Origin of the sequence: Rhizobium sophoriradicis (assembly GCF_025200795.1) — a bacterium.
GTDB lineage: Bacteria > Pseudomonadota > Alphaproteobacteria > Rhizobiales > Rhizobiaceae > Rhizobium > Rhizobium sophoriradicis.
Window position 1 is genome coordinate 1,823,251 of the sequence record NZ_CP104152.1, and the last position, 13,094, is coordinate 1,836,344.

Genomic DNA, 13,094 nt, shown 5'->3' on the forward strand with positions numbered 1-13,094 from the left:
TTTCGCTTTGAAAGTGCTCTTATGCGCGTAGACCTTTTCGATTTCGATCTGCCCGATGAACGCATCGCGTTGCGGCCCGCCGAACCGCGCGATAGCGCGCGCTTACTGGTCGTCGATCCCCATGCGGAAAGCGCGCTGTCTGATCATCACGTTTACGATCTGCCGTCGTTTCTGCGTGCCGGTGACGCGCTCGTCTTCAACGATACCAAGGTCATTCCAGCGCAGCTCGAGGGCATCCGCCACCGCGACGGCGCCGGCGGCCAGCAGGTGTCGGCAACGCTGCATATGCGCCTCGGCCCCAGCCGTTGGAAGGCCTTTGCCAAGCCCGGCAAACGCATCAAGGAGGGCGACCGCATCGCCTTCGGCCATTCCGGTGAAAGCTGCTTCCTCGGCTCGCTCGATGCCACCGTCGAGGAAAAGGGCGAGGCCGGCGAAGTGACGCTCGCCTTCGATCTCACAGGCCCGGCCCTCGACGAGGCGATCGCCGCCGTCGGCCATATTCCGCTGCCGCCCTATATCGCCGCCAAACGTCCCGAGGACGAGCGCGACCGCGCCGATTACCAGACGATCTATGCTCGCGAGGAGGGCGCCGTCGCCGCCCCCACCGCCGGCCTGCATTTCACGCCGGATCTGTTTGCGGCGTTGGACAAGGCCGGCATCGAGCGCCATTTCGTCACGCTGCATGTCGGGGCCGGCACCTTCCTGCCGGTCAAGGCCGACGATACCGACGATCACAAGATGCATCTCGAAAGCGGTTATGTCAGCGGTGAAATCGCCGCCCGGCTGAATGCCGTCAAGGCAAGGGGCGGGCGTATCGTCTGCGTCGGCACGACCTCGCTGCGGCTGATCGAAAGCGCGGCCGGGGAAAGCGGAGAGATCAAGCCGTGGGCCGGCGCCACCGGTATCTTCATTACACCCGGCTACCGTTTTAAAGCGGTCGACATGCTGATGACCAATTTCCACCTGCCGCGCTCGACGCTGTTCATGCTGGTCTCCGCCTTCTCAGGCTTCGAAACCATGCACGCGGCCTATGAACATGCCATTTCGACAGGCTACCGCTTCTACTCCTACGGCGACGCGAGCCTACTTTTCCGGAAAGACCAATGACCGAGAACTTCCAATTCACCCTGAATAAGACCGATGCCGGCGCGCGTCTCGGCGAAATCTCCATGCCGCGCGGCGAAATCCGCACGCCGGCCTTCATGCCTGTTGGAACGGTCGGTACCGTCAAGGCCATGTATCTCGACCAGGTGCGCGAGACCGGCGCCGACATCATCCTCGGCAATACCTATCACCTGATGTTGCGCCCGACCGCCGAACGCGTCGCCCGTCTGGGTGGTCTGCACAAGCTCATTCGTTGGGAACATCCGATCCTGACCGATTCCGGCGGCTTCCAGGTCATGTCGCTCTCCGGCCTGCGTAAGCTCGACGAACAGGGCGTCACCTTCAAATCGCATGTCGACGGCAGCCTGCATCACATGTCGCCGGAGCGCTCCATCGAAATTCAGGGGTTGCTCGGCTCCGATATTCAGATGCAGCTCGACGAATGCGTGGCGCTGCCGGCCGAGCCGAAGGAGATCGAGCGCGCCATGGAGATGTCGCTGCGCTGGGCCGAGCGCTGCAGGGTCGCCTTCGGCGAGCAGCCCGGAAAGGCGATGTTCGGCATCGTCCAGGGCGGCGACATCCCGGCGCTGCGCGTCCGCTCGGCCGAGGCGCTGAGCCAGCTCGATCTCAAGGGCTATGCCGTCGGCGGTCTTGCCGTCGGCGAGCCGCAGGACGTCATGCTGCGGATGCTGGAAACGACGCTGCCCGTGCTTCCGGTGGAAAAGCCGCGCTACCTCATGGGCGTCGGCACGCCTGACGATATCCTGAAATCGGTCGCCCGCGGCATCGACATGTTCGATTGCGTGATGCCGACCCGCTCCGGCCGCCATGGCCTCGCCTTTACCCGCCGCGGCAAGGTCAATATCCGCAATGCCCGTCATGCCGAGGATATGCGTCCGCTCGACGAACAGTCGAACTGCCCGGCCTCGCGCGATTATTCACGCGCCTATCTGCACCATCTCGTCCGCGCCAACGAAGCGCTCGGCGGCATGCTGCTCTCCTGGCACAACCTCGCCTATTACCAGGAACTGATGCAGGGCATTCGCAAGGCAATTGCCGAAGGCCGCTTTGCCGATTTCATGGCGGAAACGCAGGAGGAATGGGCGAGGGGCGACCTCGAACCTGTCTGATCGCGGCCTCAGCCTAGGTTGCTGATTGCGGGGCGATAGACGTCGGCTTCGGCAAAACCATGATTTTGAGCTTTTTGCGCACGGGCTCGTCGAAGCGAACGGCGAAGATGCCGGCAGCAATGAAAACTGCGATAACCACGATGATGCCGGCTCCCGGAGAGGCGGGAAGGTTGAAGCCCTTTTGCCGCAACGACTGCAGCAGGCTGAAGATGGGCCCATGCAGGATATAAATCGGATAGGACAGCCTCCCCAGCCACCGGAATGTCAGGTCAATTGAGCCGGTCTGCGTCGTGCGCATCGCAATCCAGACAATGGTCGGGAAAACCGTAAAGCATATTAGAAGATCGAAATACGGGAAGCCGAAGAATAGGGCGGCTGGTATGTTCGTGATCGTGAGTAAGCAACCACAGACAAGAAGGCCGATAAGATTGCCGTTCTCGGCAGTATTCGGTTTGCGGACGTCAAATAGCCTGTAGAGGCAAATTCCGAGCGAGAACGAGAAAAGCACGCGCGAAAAGCCAAATCCTAAATAGCCCGCCTGGTGGCCAATATCGAAATTGCCTCCGATCGATGCCCCATACGTTGTGATGCAGGCAGACCCCAGAGCCACCGCCAGCAAGCTTTGGAATGACAGCCGCATCAGCAGAACGGAGAACAGCAGTCCGGCCCAGAACTCGAAGAAAAGGGACCAACTGGGCTCGTTTAATGGAAACGCGCCTGCCGCATTCAGGTTTGGGACGAGCAGGATCGCCCTCACCAGAAGGCCTGCCAGAGCGCCGTAGTCCAGACCGAAGTGAACCGCATAGTTAACAAGGCCAATCGGGAGCGAAAGCAGATAGAGAGGGTAAAGCCGGATAATACGCTGGAGCAGAAATTTGACGGGTGAGATCTGTCCTGCGATCAACTGCTTCTCGTAGGAATTTGCCAGAACGACGCCGCTGAGAAGAAAGAAGAGGTCGACGGCAAGGTAACCGATGTTCGCCGGGATCGGGCCAAGCGTGCCTCCGGTATGCAGGAACATGACCATGATGGCCGCGATTCCTCGCAAGGCTTCAAGCGCCGTGAAAAATTGCTTGCCAGTATTCAATACGACAGTCCCCCGCTGGCGTTATCTTGCAACGGCAGGGTTTCAAAATTATTAGTGCAACCAGTCTGTGTTACGGCGAGCTTTCCTTAGCCCGTCAGATCCCCTTGCTGTCCGCATCCGGCATGATCTGCACGCCGTTGATCCCGTAGCTGCCGTCCGGCTGGCGGGTGATCTGGTAGATCGCTGTCCAATCCTTGCCGTCGCGGCCCGATATCAGCACCTCGTGGTAGATCAGCGCGCCGTTGTCGATCGAGCGGCTGCGGCCGAAGGCGTAGTTGCCGGGGTGGTAGACCGGCTCGTAGCTCTTCTTGACCATGGCGAAGAACAGGTTCTTGTCGGGATACATCGCCTTGATAGCGGGAGCGGCGAAGGAATAGGCGGTTTCGGCATCGTCCTTGAGGAAGGCTTTGATCTGCGCCTCGATCATCGTTCGCGTTGTGTCGATCGGATCTTCGGCGTGGGCCGAGACGATGGAGAGGAGGGACGCGGCACACAGAATGACAACTGCGAAGAAGGCGCGCATTGGGTGATCTCCGGCTCTATCGGAGAATAATCCCCGACAGAGCAGAGTGTAGGCCATTTCCAGCGTAAGAAAAGTGGACTTTACGACCAGCGCCGGAAGAGAGCACTGGCATTGACCCCGCCGAAGCCGAAACCGTTGGTGATGGCATAGTCCATCGCCACGGGTCGCGCTGTCTTGCCGACGATATCGATGCCGTCGGCATCAGGATCGGCTTCATCGAGGTTGCGGGTCGGCGGCGCGATCTGGTCGCGCAGCGCCAGGATGGTGAAGATTGCCTCCAGCCCGCCGGCGGCCCCGAGCAGATGGCCGGTCGCCGATTTCGTCGCGCTGACGGCAATGGCGCCATCGCGGCCGAAGACGGTGCGGATCGCAGCGATCTCGCCTTTGTCACCGACCGGCGTCGAAGTGGCGTGCGCATTCAGGTGCTTGACCTCGGAAGCAGGGATATTCGCCTGCCTGAGCGCGGCCTCCATGGCCCGGCGCGCGCCGTCGCCGTTTTCGGGACCTGCGGTCATGTGGTAGGCATCCGCCGCCGTGCCGTAGCCGACCAGTTCGGCAAGCGGTGTGGCGCCGCGGGCGAGCGCATGCTCCAGCGTCTCGATCACCAGGATGCCGGCGCCTTCGCCCATGACGAAACCGTCGCGTGCCGTGTCGAAGGGGCGCGAGGCCAGCTCCGGCGTCTCGTTGAAGCCTGTGGAAAGGGCGCGCGCAGCGGCGAAGCCGCCAAGGCTCACCTTGTCGATGCAGGCCTCGGCGCCGCCGCAGATCGCCACATCCGCCTCGCCGGAGCGGATCAGCCGTGCCGCATCGCCGATCGCCTGGACGCTGGCAGCGCAGGCCGTCACCGGCGCGCCGAGCGGCCCCTTGAAGCCGTAGCGGATGCTGACCTGGCCGGCGGCGAGGTTGACGAGGAAGGAGGGGATGGTGAAGGGCGACAGCCGCCGCACGCCGCGTGCCTCACCGATCCGCACCGCTTCAGCAATGGCCGGAAAGCCGCCGACGCCGGAGGCAATGATCGTTGCAGTGCGTTCGCGCTCACCTTCGTCGGTCGGCATCCAGCCGGCCTGCTTCACCGCTTCCTCCGTTGCCGCCATGGCGAACTGGATGAAGCGGTCCATCTTTTTCTGGTCCTTGGGTGTGATGTAGCGGTCGGGGTCGAAGCCCGCCTCAACATCCTCGGTGATACCGGGAACGATACCGCCGACCTTGGCCGCGAGTTCGCCGACGACATCCTCGGGCAGTGTCCTCAGACCCGAGGCTCCGCCGACAAGGCGTTTCCAGGCGGGCTCGACGCCGGTTCCGAGTGGCGAGGCAAGTCCCATGCCGGTGACAACGATGCGATCCATTTTATTATCCTTTCTATGCGTCGATGCCGAGATACCAGGCGCGCATGCGGGCGATCCGCGCGCGCACCTCGTCATCGGCTGCAGGGCCTGCAAGCAGGCCGGTGTTTTCGGGTGTCACTTGTTCGCCGGTCTGCGCATCGACCAACACGGTCTCGCGCGCTCTGCCCGAGGCCGCATCGCTGAGGAAAAAGGCGAGATCCTCTTCCGGAATGTGGCGGCTTCCCCAGGAAAACAGCGCCATCAGCACCGGAAAGAAATCGCGGCCCTTCGCCGTCAGCTGATATTCGTAACGGGCAGGGCGCTGCTGGTAGAGCCGTCGTTCGAACAGCCCCTGATCCGTCAGGTGTTTGAGCCGCCGCGTCAGGATGTTCGGCGCCACGCCAAGGCTTTTCTGGAATTCATCGAAGCGGGACAGACCCTGGAAGGCATCACGCACTATCAGAATGCTCCACCAGTCGCCGACGCTGTCGAGCGCGCGCGCCGCCGGGCATTTGGACTCACTGAAGCTGGTTCGTTGCATGATGATAGTCACTACAGCAGTGACTATCATCATGCAAGTTACATCTATCGCGCAAAAGAAAACGGGCGGGCAGGGTGCCAGTGACGCATGCCAGTTCTGCGGCAAACCGCGGGGCGCCCCACTTATCCCGAAGGAATGTCAGGCGAAACCGAGCGGCAGGTTTTCCGGTTTCCTGTCGGCGCCGTAATCGCGCTCATGCGGCGACCGGCGGCGGTCGTCGCGGCGCGAGGAAAGGTCGATACGGTTTTCGGCAAAGATCCCGTCGGGATAGGTGCCGGTATCATGGCAGTCGGCGTCGGTCTTCGGCGCAAGGATTTTCAGGATCATCGGGGTTCCTCCACGGCGCAGCATCAACACTCGGAAAGGCCGCATGGTTCCAACTATAGAAGCTGAATTATTAATAAATTAACCATAAATTCCGGCCGAGGGTAAGCCGCTGCAACCTCGGCGCGGCATTCACCCCGATTGAAATGGTATTGTCGCTGGAACTCCTGATGTTGCTCGCCGTTGATCTGGCATGAACACAGGAGGTTTCCATGCAGTTGATCGATACACGCGTGACACAGTCCGGCGACTTCTTCATCGTCGAATTCCTGGGCGAGGGAGGAGAATCGGTTTCCGTCAAAATCGATAATTCCCATGGCGAACTCGACAGCTCGACGGCGCTGGACCACGCCAAGGTGATGATGGTTCAGCTGACTGCATTTCCCGGCCGCGGCGCTGACGGCAGCATCAACCGTTACGACGCCTTGAGCAACGGCAACTTCGACGAAGGCAGCAAGGGTTTGAAAGGCCAGCCGAGCGCACGTTCGACCCATGACAGCGAAACGCTGGAAGAGGAGCTGAACGAAGGCCTCGAAGATAGCTTTCCGGCAAGCGACCCCGTTTCGGCAACCGTGTCGTCTATTCCCGCCACTGCGCCTCGGCACTGATCTCCGCGGAGCTTGCCGCTGACCGCCCCTTCGCGGGGGCGATCAACGCCCGTATGACGGATTGATGTCAAAACTGAAAAACAGCTGAAATCCGCGGATGTCTGATTGACATGCGAGCCTTCTAGAGAGGGTCCGAGAAGGGAGCGTCCGTGACGCGCTTCCCAGGTCTTGGAGACGCGCCCTCATGAAAATCATCCAGATCACCGACACTCATTTCAGCCCGAACAAACCGCATTTCAACGGCAATTGGGCGCCGCTTCAGAGCTGGATCGAAGCGACCGGCGCCGATCTGATCGTGCATACCGGTGATCTCACCGTCGACGGCGCCGACAAGGACGAGGATATAATCTTCTCGATGGATCTGATGCGGCAAGTGTCGATCCCGATGCTGATCGTTCCCGGCAATCACGATGTCGGCCACTTCAGGGAAACCGACCAGCCCGTCAACGCCGAGCGGCTGGCCCGCTGGCGCAGCCTAGCCGGTGACGATCGCTGGCTCGAGGATGCGGCCGGCTGGCGCTTCATCGGCTTGAATTCGCTGCTTCTCGGTCATGAGGATGACGAGGAAGAGGCCCAGTTCGAATGGCTCGCCAAGGCGCTCGAAGACAGGGCGGGGCGGCGCGTGGCTCTCTTCGCGCATAAGCCTCTGTTCGTCGATGCACCCGATGAAGGCGATACCGGCTACTGGAGCGTTCGCCCGGCTCAGCGCCGGCGGCTTTATGATCTGATCGCAGCCCATGACGTGGCGCTGTTTGCCAGCGGCCACCTTCACTGGGCCTGGCAGGGCCGTTTCGACAATACTCAGCTGACCTGGGGTCCATCGGCTGCCTTCATCATCGACAAGATGGAGCGCGAGATGCCGGGCGAGCGCCTGATCGGCGCCGTCGTTCACGAGTTCGATACCTGGGTCGAAAGCCAGATCGTCGCCGTTCCCGGCATGACCGCCCATGTGCTCGATGATGTTGTGCTCGATGTCTATCCCCAAGCGGTCAAGCAGCGGGAACCTGTCGAATGAGCGCGCTCTCGCTTCGCGGCATCACCAAGGCCTTCGGCGGAAACCAGATCCTCAACGGCGTCAGCCTCGATGTCGGCGCCGGTGAATTCATCGCCCTGGTCGGCCCCTCCGGCTGCGGCAAGAGCACGCTTTTGCGCGTCCTTGCCGGCCTCGACCATGCCGATAGCGGCGAAATTCTGATCGGTGGGCAAGACATGTCGGGCGTCGCGGCTGCCGAGCGCAACATCGCCATGGTCTTTCAGTCCTACGCGCTCTATCCGCATCTGACGGCGTCTCAGAATATCGCCGTGCCGCTGGCGATGCGCCGGCTCTCGAGGGTGCAGCGGCTGCCCTTCATCGGATCGCTGATACCAGGCCAGCGCGCCACTCGTGCGGCGATCGCCCGCGACGTCCGCGATATGGCGACCTCGCTGAAGATCGACCATCTGCTCGACCGCAAACCCGGCCAGATGTCGGGTGGCCAGCGTCAGCGCGTGGCGCTGGCCCGGGCAATGGTGCGCCAGCCGAGCATCTTCCTGATGGACGAGCCGCTGTCCAATCTCGACGCCAATCTGCGCGTTCACGCCAGAGGCGAGATCGTCGACCTGCATCGCCGCGCCGGCGTGCCGACGCTCTATGTCACCCATGACCAGGCGGAAGCACTGTCGATGGCGGATCGCGTCGCGGTGATGATGGGCGGCCGATTGCTGCAGATCGCAAGTCCTCAGCTCATCTACGACGATCCAGCCCATATCGAGGTCGCCCGCTTCATCGGCCAGCCGCGCATCAACCTGCTTCCGGCCTTTGCCGAAGGCGGCGTCGTTCTCTGCGGCGGCCTGCGGCTGACGCTTGAAAATTCACCCGCCGGAAAGATGCCGGTCACGCTCGCCATTCGCCCTGAATTCGTCTTTCTCGCCAAGAGCCGGCATGACGGCCTTGCCGCCCGGATCGAACGCGTCGAATTCCTGGGGTCCGAGGTTATCCTCCATTGTCGGCTCGACGCGATCGGTGAGACCGTCATCGCCAAGGTACAGCCGTCCGAAGCCTCCGGGCTTGCGGCCGGCGATGCCGTGGGACTGCGACTGTCGCCCGGCCGCACGCTGATCTTTGCCGAGGACGGCAGCCGGCTGGCCGGCTTCGTCGCCGGTAGTGATGCCGGGCTCAGCGCTGCTGATGCCGACGTCCAGCGGGAGTGGGCGCATGGCTAGCCTCGCCTCCATGGCCATCCCTGATAACTCCGCCGTTGCCCATCGCCGCAGCGAGGCCCGCATAGCCTGGATGCTGGTGCTGCCGGCGATGATCCTGCTCTTTCTCTTCGTGCTGTTGCCGGTCGCGGCTGTCGTCGTGCTCGGCTTTACCGATTTCGAACTCGGCTACGGCAAGTTCCGTTTCGTCGGCTTCGAGAATTACGCTCACCTGATCACCGACCGCACCTTCCGCAAATCGCTGTGGAATACGATGCTCTATACGGCGATCGTGGCGCCGGTCTCGATCCTGCTCGGTCTCGGCATCGCCTTGCTGATCGAGAGCGAGACCGCGGCGCGCAGCTTCTTCCGCACGGCCTATTTCCTGCCGGTCGCCTCGCTGATCGTCGCCATGGCGACCGTCTGGCAATATATGTTCCACCCGACGATCGGCCCGCTCAACGCGCTGCTGTCACTTGTCGGTCTGGCCGGTCCGAACTGGCTGGGCAGCTCCGGCACCGTGCTTTACAGCCTGTCGATCATCGGCGTCTGGCAATCGGCCGGCTTCAACATGGTGCTGTTTCTGGCCGGTCTGACGGCAATCCCGCGGGAGCTTTACGCAGCGGCCGAAGTGGACGGCGCCAGATCCGCCTTCGATCGCTTCCTGCTGGTCACCTGGCCGATGCTCGGGCCGACGACGCTCTTCGTCATCACCATTAGCATCACCAATGCGGTCAAGGTCTTCGAGACTGTCAAAACGCTGACCGAGGGCGGCCCGAACAAGGCGTCTGAAGTGCTGCTCTTCACGATCTACCAGGAGGGTTTCGTCTACCTACGCATCGGTTACGCCTCGGCGATGACCGTGGTCTTCCTGCTGATCCTCGTGGTGCTGATGTTCCTGCAATACCGCCTTCTCGATCGCCGGGTGCATTACACATGACGAGCGCATTTTCCCTTGGCAGGATCATCCGCCTGACGCTGCTTTCGCTGGGCGCAATCATCTTCCTGTCGCCCTACGTCTTCATGATCTCGGCGGCGGGCAAGACGCAGAGCGACATCTTTACCTCGTCGCTGTCGCTCATCCCGGCGCATCTCGCCTATGCCGAGAATTTCGCCAAGGCCTTGAGCCGGGTGCCGATGGCGCGGCTCCTGTGGAACGGCGTTGTCGTCTGCGGGCTGATCTTCTTCTTTCAGGTGCTGGTGGCCATCCCCTGCGCCTATGCCATGGCGAAGCTGCGTTTCGGCGCGGCGCGGGCCATGATGGTGCTGGTCATGCTCGGACTTCTCGTGCCGATCCATGCGACCGCGCTGCCGCTTTATGTCGCCTTCGACCGCGCCGCGCTGCTCAACAGCTATGCCGCCCTGGTCGCGCCTTTTACGATTTCGGTCTTCGCGATCTTCATGTTCCTGCAGTTCTTCCGTGCCATGCCTGACGACCTCATCCATGCCGCACGCCTCGACGGCATGTCGGAGCTCGGCATCGTCGCCCGCGTCATCGTGCCGAATGCCTGGCCAGCCGTCACCGCCTTCGCCATCTTCTCGGTCGTCGCCCACTGGAACGATCTCTACTGGCCATTGATCGTCATCAGCAAGCAGGACTATGCCACGCCACCGCTCGGGCTGATGTATTTCCGCGCCGCCGAGGCCGGCGACGACTACGGCGCACTGATGGCGGCGACCCTCATCATAACCCTTCCCCTCGTCGCCGCCTTCCTGCTTGCGCAGAAGCGTTTCGTCGAGGGCATCACCATGACCGGTCTCAAAGGCTGACCGGCTTCAACCAGGAGAACGAGCGATGAAACTTATCACCCAGATTCTCGCCGCAGCGGCCGTATCGATGGCAATCGCGCTTCCCGCGCATGCCGAGACGACGCTGACGGTTCACTACCCGATGCCGGGTTTCTTCAAGGACGTGATGGACACGATCTCGAAGAAGTTCATGGCTGAGAACCCCGATATCAAGATCCAGTTCGCCAGCCCCTCGGCCACCTATGAAGAAGGCATCCAGACGATCCTTCGCCAGGCCGGCACCAGCGAAATGCCCGATATCACCTTCATCGGCCTGAACCGCCTGCGCATGCTCGACGAACGCGATGTCGCCGTCGACCTCGGCCCGCTCGTCAAGAAGGACGGCAACATGGCCGAGCAGGGCTTCTCCGACACGATCCTCAAGCTCGCCCAGGTCAAGGGCAAGCAGGTTGGCCTCGCTTTCGCGACCTCCAACCCGATCATGTATTACAACGCCGATCTCGTGAAGGCGGCCGGCGGCGATCCCGACAATCCGCCGAAGACCTGGGATGAGGTCATTGCGCTCGGAGGCAAGATCAAGGCGCTCGGCAACGGCGTCGACGGCATCGATTTCCGCTGGCAGGGCGACGACTGGATGTTTTCGGCGCTGCTCTTCGGCGCCGGCGGCAAGATGCTGAGCGATGACGAAAGCAAGGTCGCCTTCAACGGTCCGGAAGGTCAGAAGGCCGTCGAGGTCCTGCATCGTCTGGTCACCGAGGGCGGCATGCCCGTCTTCACCAAGCCCGCCGGCGAACAGGCTTTCGCCGCCGGCAAGGTCGGTTTCGAATTCCAGACCACAGGCGCTCTGCGCAACACGATCAAGAATGTCGGCAATAAATTCGATCTGCGCACCGCCAAGATCCCGCTGATCGATCCGGTGAACGGCCGCCTTCCCACAGGCGGTAATGCCGTCGTCATCCTGACCCATGACGCCGCCAAGCAAGACGCCGCCTGGAAGTTCGCCAAGTTCGCCGCCGGCCCTTACGGCGCCTCGGTAGTCGTGCCCGGCACCGGTTATGTCCCGAACAACGAGCTTGCCGCCAAGTCGCCCGAATATCTCAGCGATTTCTACAAGCAGAACCCGCTGTTCCAGGCGGGCCTCAGCCAGGTGCCGGTCATGATCCCCTGGTATGCCTTCCCCGGCTCCAACGGTGTCAAGGTCACCCAGACGATCGTCGACAATCTTTCGCGCATCGTCGACCAGTCGGCCGAGCCGAAGGAAGCGCTCGACGATGCAGCCGCCGATGTCGAAGGGATGCTGCCGCGCAGCTGATCGTTTTCCGCGTCAGAAGAAGGGGCCGCCACGCCGAGCGCGCGGCGGCCCTTTATTCCGGGTGGTTAGATGGCGCGCACCGTGCCGCCGCGGCGCAGCGTATAGGCGACGTCGAGGTGGCGGGCAGGGGCGGCATTCTCTGCCATGTCGAGCAGCAGCGAGGCGGCCGTCGCGCCCATGCTGGCATCCGGCATTTCGATGGTTGTCAGCGGCGGATCGATCAGCCGGCCGATGGCGATGCCGTCGAAGCCGGCGACCGAAACATCCCCCGGCACCGACAGCCCCTCGCGCTTCAGCGCGCCGATGACGCCGAGCGCCAGAAGATCGTTGGAGGCGATGATCGCCGTCGGCGAAAGCGAGGTCATCGCCGCACTGAGATCGAGCTGGTCATAGCCGCCGACGAAGGAGATCTGAATAGCGTCGAGCGGCGTCAGGCCGTTCTCGGCCATGGCGTCGAGGTAACCCTGGTAGCGAAGACGAGCGCGATCGGAGGCGGCGAAATTGCCGGAGAGAAAGAGGATGTGGCGGTGGCCCATGCCGATCAGGAACGTCGTGATCACCCGGCCGGCGCCGCGATTATCGGCGGTGACGGCCGCCGGAAACTGCGCCGTCGGCAGGTTGTTGAGAAGCACGGTCGGCGGCAGCTTGGGGAGCAGCGCCTCGCTCGTCGACGGGTCGCAGACGGTGAGGATCAGCCCGGTCGGCCGGTCATTCAGGAGTGCGGCGACGGCATCGGCCTCGCGTGCCGGATCGTAATTCGACTGAGCGATCAACACCCCATGGCCGGCGACCAGCATGCGGTTCTGGATGCTCGACAGCGACGAGGCAAAGACCGGATTGGTGATGCTCGGGATCAAGACGCCGATTACCGGCCTGCGCCCGAGCCGCACGACAGCATGGCCGGCCGGGCGATAACCGAGTTCGGCGGCGGCACGGCGCACCTTGCGCACCATCAGATCGCTGGCCGGTCCGTTGCGATTGAGAACCCGGCTTGCCGTCGCCAGCGAACATCCTGCCCGGAATGCGACTTGCTGCAATGTCGCCATCGAATGCGCCCTCCTGGTCACAGCGTCGAAGCGCAATCTTTTAGTCGGGCTCGATGACAGTGATCTGACAATTGACGAGGTGTGGGGAATTCATCGGGAATGACGACGGAAGCCACGATCATAAGATTTAAATATCAACAGCCTATACAATAATTCTAAGATTTCTA

At 62.2% G+C, this 13,094-nt stretch carries 14 protein-coding genes; 8 read left to right on the top strand and 6 right to left on the bottom strand.

Annotated elements, in window-relative coordinates; all coding sequences use genetic code 11:
• Positions 1–21 precede the first annotated feature (21 nt).
• Positions 22–1,107, top strand: a complete 1,086-nt coding sequence (gene queA, locus N2597_RS09215) for a tRNA preQ1(34) S-adenosylmethionine ribosyltransferase-isomerase QueA (protein WP_077993675.1) — start codon at positions 22–24, stop codon at positions 1,105–1,107.
• Entirely contained in the window at positions 1,104–2,234 is a 1,131-nt protein-coding gene (tgt, locus tag N2597_RS09220) for a tRNA guanosine(34) transglycosylase Tgt (RefSeq protein ID WP_077993673.1), read from the top strand. The genes queA and tgt overlap by 4 nt, the downstream gene beginning before the upstream one ends.
• 13 nt (positions 2,235–2,247) lie before the next feature.
• On the opposite strand, the gene N2597_RS09225 is transcribed toward tgt, so the two are convergent.
• From N2597_RS09225 to N2597_RS09245, 5 genes are all read right to left on the bottom strand, one after another.
• The gene (locus N2597_RS09225) at positions 2,248–3,321 is read right to left on the bottom strand and encodes an acyltransferase family protein (RefSeq protein WP_183596291.1); all 1,074 of its coding nucleotides are present in this window, start codon (positions 3,319–3,321) and stop codon (positions 2,248–2,250) included.
• A gap of 94 nt (positions 3,322–3,415) precedes the next feature.
• Positions 3,416–3,844 carry a DUF4864 domain-containing protein gene (locus N2597_RS09230; protein WP_039619726.1) on the bottom strand — a complete coding sequence of 143 codons (429 nt, stop codon included), beginning with the start codon at positions 3,842–3,844 and terminating at the stop codon, positions 3,416–3,418.
• Positions 3,845–3,924: 80 nt separating this feature from the next.
• On the bottom strand, positions 3,925–5,190 hold the full coding sequence (gene fabF, locus N2597_RS09235; RefSeq protein WP_183596289.1) for a beta-ketoacyl-ACP synthase II: 1,266 nt from the start codon (positions 5,188–5,190) through the stop codon (positions 3,925–3,927).
• A gap of 13 nt (positions 5,191–5,203) precedes the next feature.
• The gene (locus N2597_RS09240; RefSeq protein ID WP_077993665.1) at positions 5,204–5,710 is read right to left on the bottom strand and encodes a winged helix-turn-helix transcriptional regulator; all 507 of its coding nucleotides are present in this window, start codon (positions 5,708–5,710) and stop codon (positions 5,204–5,206) included.
• A 138-nt stretch (positions 5,711–5,848) separates the two neighbouring features.
• Positions 5,849–6,037 (bottom strand): hypothetical protein, encoded by a 189-nt coding sequence (locus tag N2597_RS09245; protein WP_039619729.1) that lies wholly within the window; start codon positions 6,035–6,037, stop codon positions 5,849–5,851.
• Between the two features lie 209 nt (positions 6,038–6,246).
• Between N2597_RS09245 and N2597_RS09250 the strand changes: the two genes are divergently transcribed.
• The 6 genes from N2597_RS09250 to N2597_RS09275 all read left to right on the top strand — a co-directional run bounded on the left by N2597_RS09250 (position 6,247) and on the right by N2597_RS09275 (position 11,881).
• The gene (locus N2597_RS09250; RefSeq protein ID WP_077993663.1) at positions 6,247–6,642 is read left to right on the top strand and encodes a hypothetical protein; all 396 of its coding nucleotides are present in this window, start codon (positions 6,247–6,249) and stop codon (positions 6,640–6,642) included.
• Between the two features lie 184 nt (positions 6,643–6,826).
• Complete coding sequence (locus tag N2597_RS09255; protein ID WP_183596287.1) at positions 6,827–7,657, top strand: metallophosphoesterase family protein; 831 nt, start codon at positions 6,827–6,829, stop codon at positions 7,655–7,657.
• The gene (locus tag N2597_RS09260; RefSeq protein ID WP_183596285.1) at positions 7,654–8,844 is read left to right on the top strand and encodes an ABC transporter ATP-binding protein; all 1,191 of its coding nucleotides are present in this window, start codon (positions 7,654–7,656) and stop codon (positions 8,842–8,844) included. Before N2597_RS09255 ends, N2597_RS09260 begins: the two co-directional genes overlap by 4 nt.
• On the top strand, positions 8,837–9,760 hold the full coding sequence (locus N2597_RS09265; protein WP_183596283.1) for a carbohydrate ABC transporter permease: 924 nt from the start codon (positions 8,837–8,839) through the stop codon (positions 9,758–9,760). Before N2597_RS09260 ends, N2597_RS09265 begins: the two co-directional genes overlap by 8 nt.
• The gene (locus tag N2597_RS09270) at positions 9,757–10,590 is read left to right on the top strand and encodes a carbohydrate ABC transporter permease (RefSeq protein ID WP_077993657.1); all 834 of its coding nucleotides are present in this window, start codon (positions 9,757–9,759) and stop codon (positions 10,588–10,590) included. Before N2597_RS09265 ends, N2597_RS09270 begins: the two co-directional genes overlap by 4 nt.
• 25 nt (positions 10,591–10,615) lie before the next feature.
• Positions 10,616–11,881, top strand: coding sequence for an ABC transporter substrate-binding protein (locus tag N2597_RS09275; RefSeq protein ID WP_183596281.1), 1,266 nt, complete (start codon positions 10,616–10,618; stop codon positions 11,879–11,881).
• A gap of 65 nt (positions 11,882–11,946) precedes the next feature.
• On the opposite strand, the gene N2597_RS09280 is transcribed toward N2597_RS09275, so the two are convergent.
• On the bottom strand, positions 11,947–12,927 hold the full coding sequence (locus tag N2597_RS09280; RefSeq protein WP_077993655.1) for a substrate-binding domain-containing protein: 981 nt from the start codon (positions 12,925–12,927) through the stop codon (positions 11,947–11,949).
• Positions 12,928–13,094: the final 167 nt, after the last annotated feature.

What these genes read in the sequence shown, in the direction of transcription:
- N2597_RS09270 (WP_077993657.1), top strand. Translation starts at nt 9,757, where the DNA reads ATGACGAGCGCATTTTCCCTTGGCAGGATCATCCGCCTGACGCTGCTT.
- N2597_RS09250 (WP_077993663.1), top strand. Translation starts at nt 6,247, where the DNA reads ATGCAGTTGATCGATACACGCGTGACACAGTCCGGCGACTTCTTCATC.
- N2597_RS09230 (WP_039619726.1), bottom strand. Translation starts at nt 3,844, where the DNA reads ATGCGCGCCTTCTTCGCAGTTGTCATTCTGTGTGCCGCGTCCCTCCTC.
- N2597_RS09260 (WP_183596285.1), top strand. Translation starts at nt 7,654, where the DNA reads ATGAGCGCGCTCTCGCTTCGCGGCATCACCAAGGCCTTCGGCGGAAAC.
- queA (WP_077993675.1), top strand. Translation starts at nt 22, where the DNA reads ATGCGCGTAGACCTTTTCGATTTCGATCTGCCCGATGAACGCATCGCG.
- fabF (WP_183596289.1), bottom strand. Translation starts at nt 5,190, where the DNA reads ATGGATCGCATCGTTGTCACCGGCATGGGACTTGCCTCGCCACTCGGA.
- N2597_RS09265 (WP_183596283.1), top strand. Translation starts at nt 8,837, where the DNA reads ATGGCTAGCCTCGCCTCCATGGCCATCCCTGATAACTCCGCCGTTGCC.
- N2597_RS09280 (WP_077993655.1), bottom strand. Translation starts at nt 12,927, where the DNA reads ATGGCGACATTGCAGCAAGTCGCATTCCGGGCAGGATGTTCGCTGGCG.
- N2597_RS09255 (WP_183596287.1), top strand. Translation starts at nt 6,827, where the DNA reads ATGAAAATCATCCAGATCACCGACACTCATTTCAGCCCGAACAAACCG.
- N2597_RS09240 (WP_077993665.1), bottom strand. Translation starts at nt 5,710, where the DNA reads ATGCAACGAACCAGCTTCAGTGAGTCCAAATGCCCGGCGGCGCGCGCG.
- N2597_RS09245 (WP_039619729.1), bottom strand. Translation starts at nt 6,037, where the DNA reads ATGATCCTGAAAATCCTTGCGCCGAAGACCGACGCCGACTGCCATGAT.
- tgt (WP_077993673.1), top strand. Translation starts at nt 1,104, where the DNA reads ATGACCGAGAACTTCCAATTCACCCTGAATAAGACCGATGCCGGCGCG.
- N2597_RS09275 (WP_183596281.1), top strand. Translation starts at nt 10,616, where the DNA reads ATGAAACTTATCACCCAGATTCTCGCCGCAGCGGCCGTATCGATGGCA.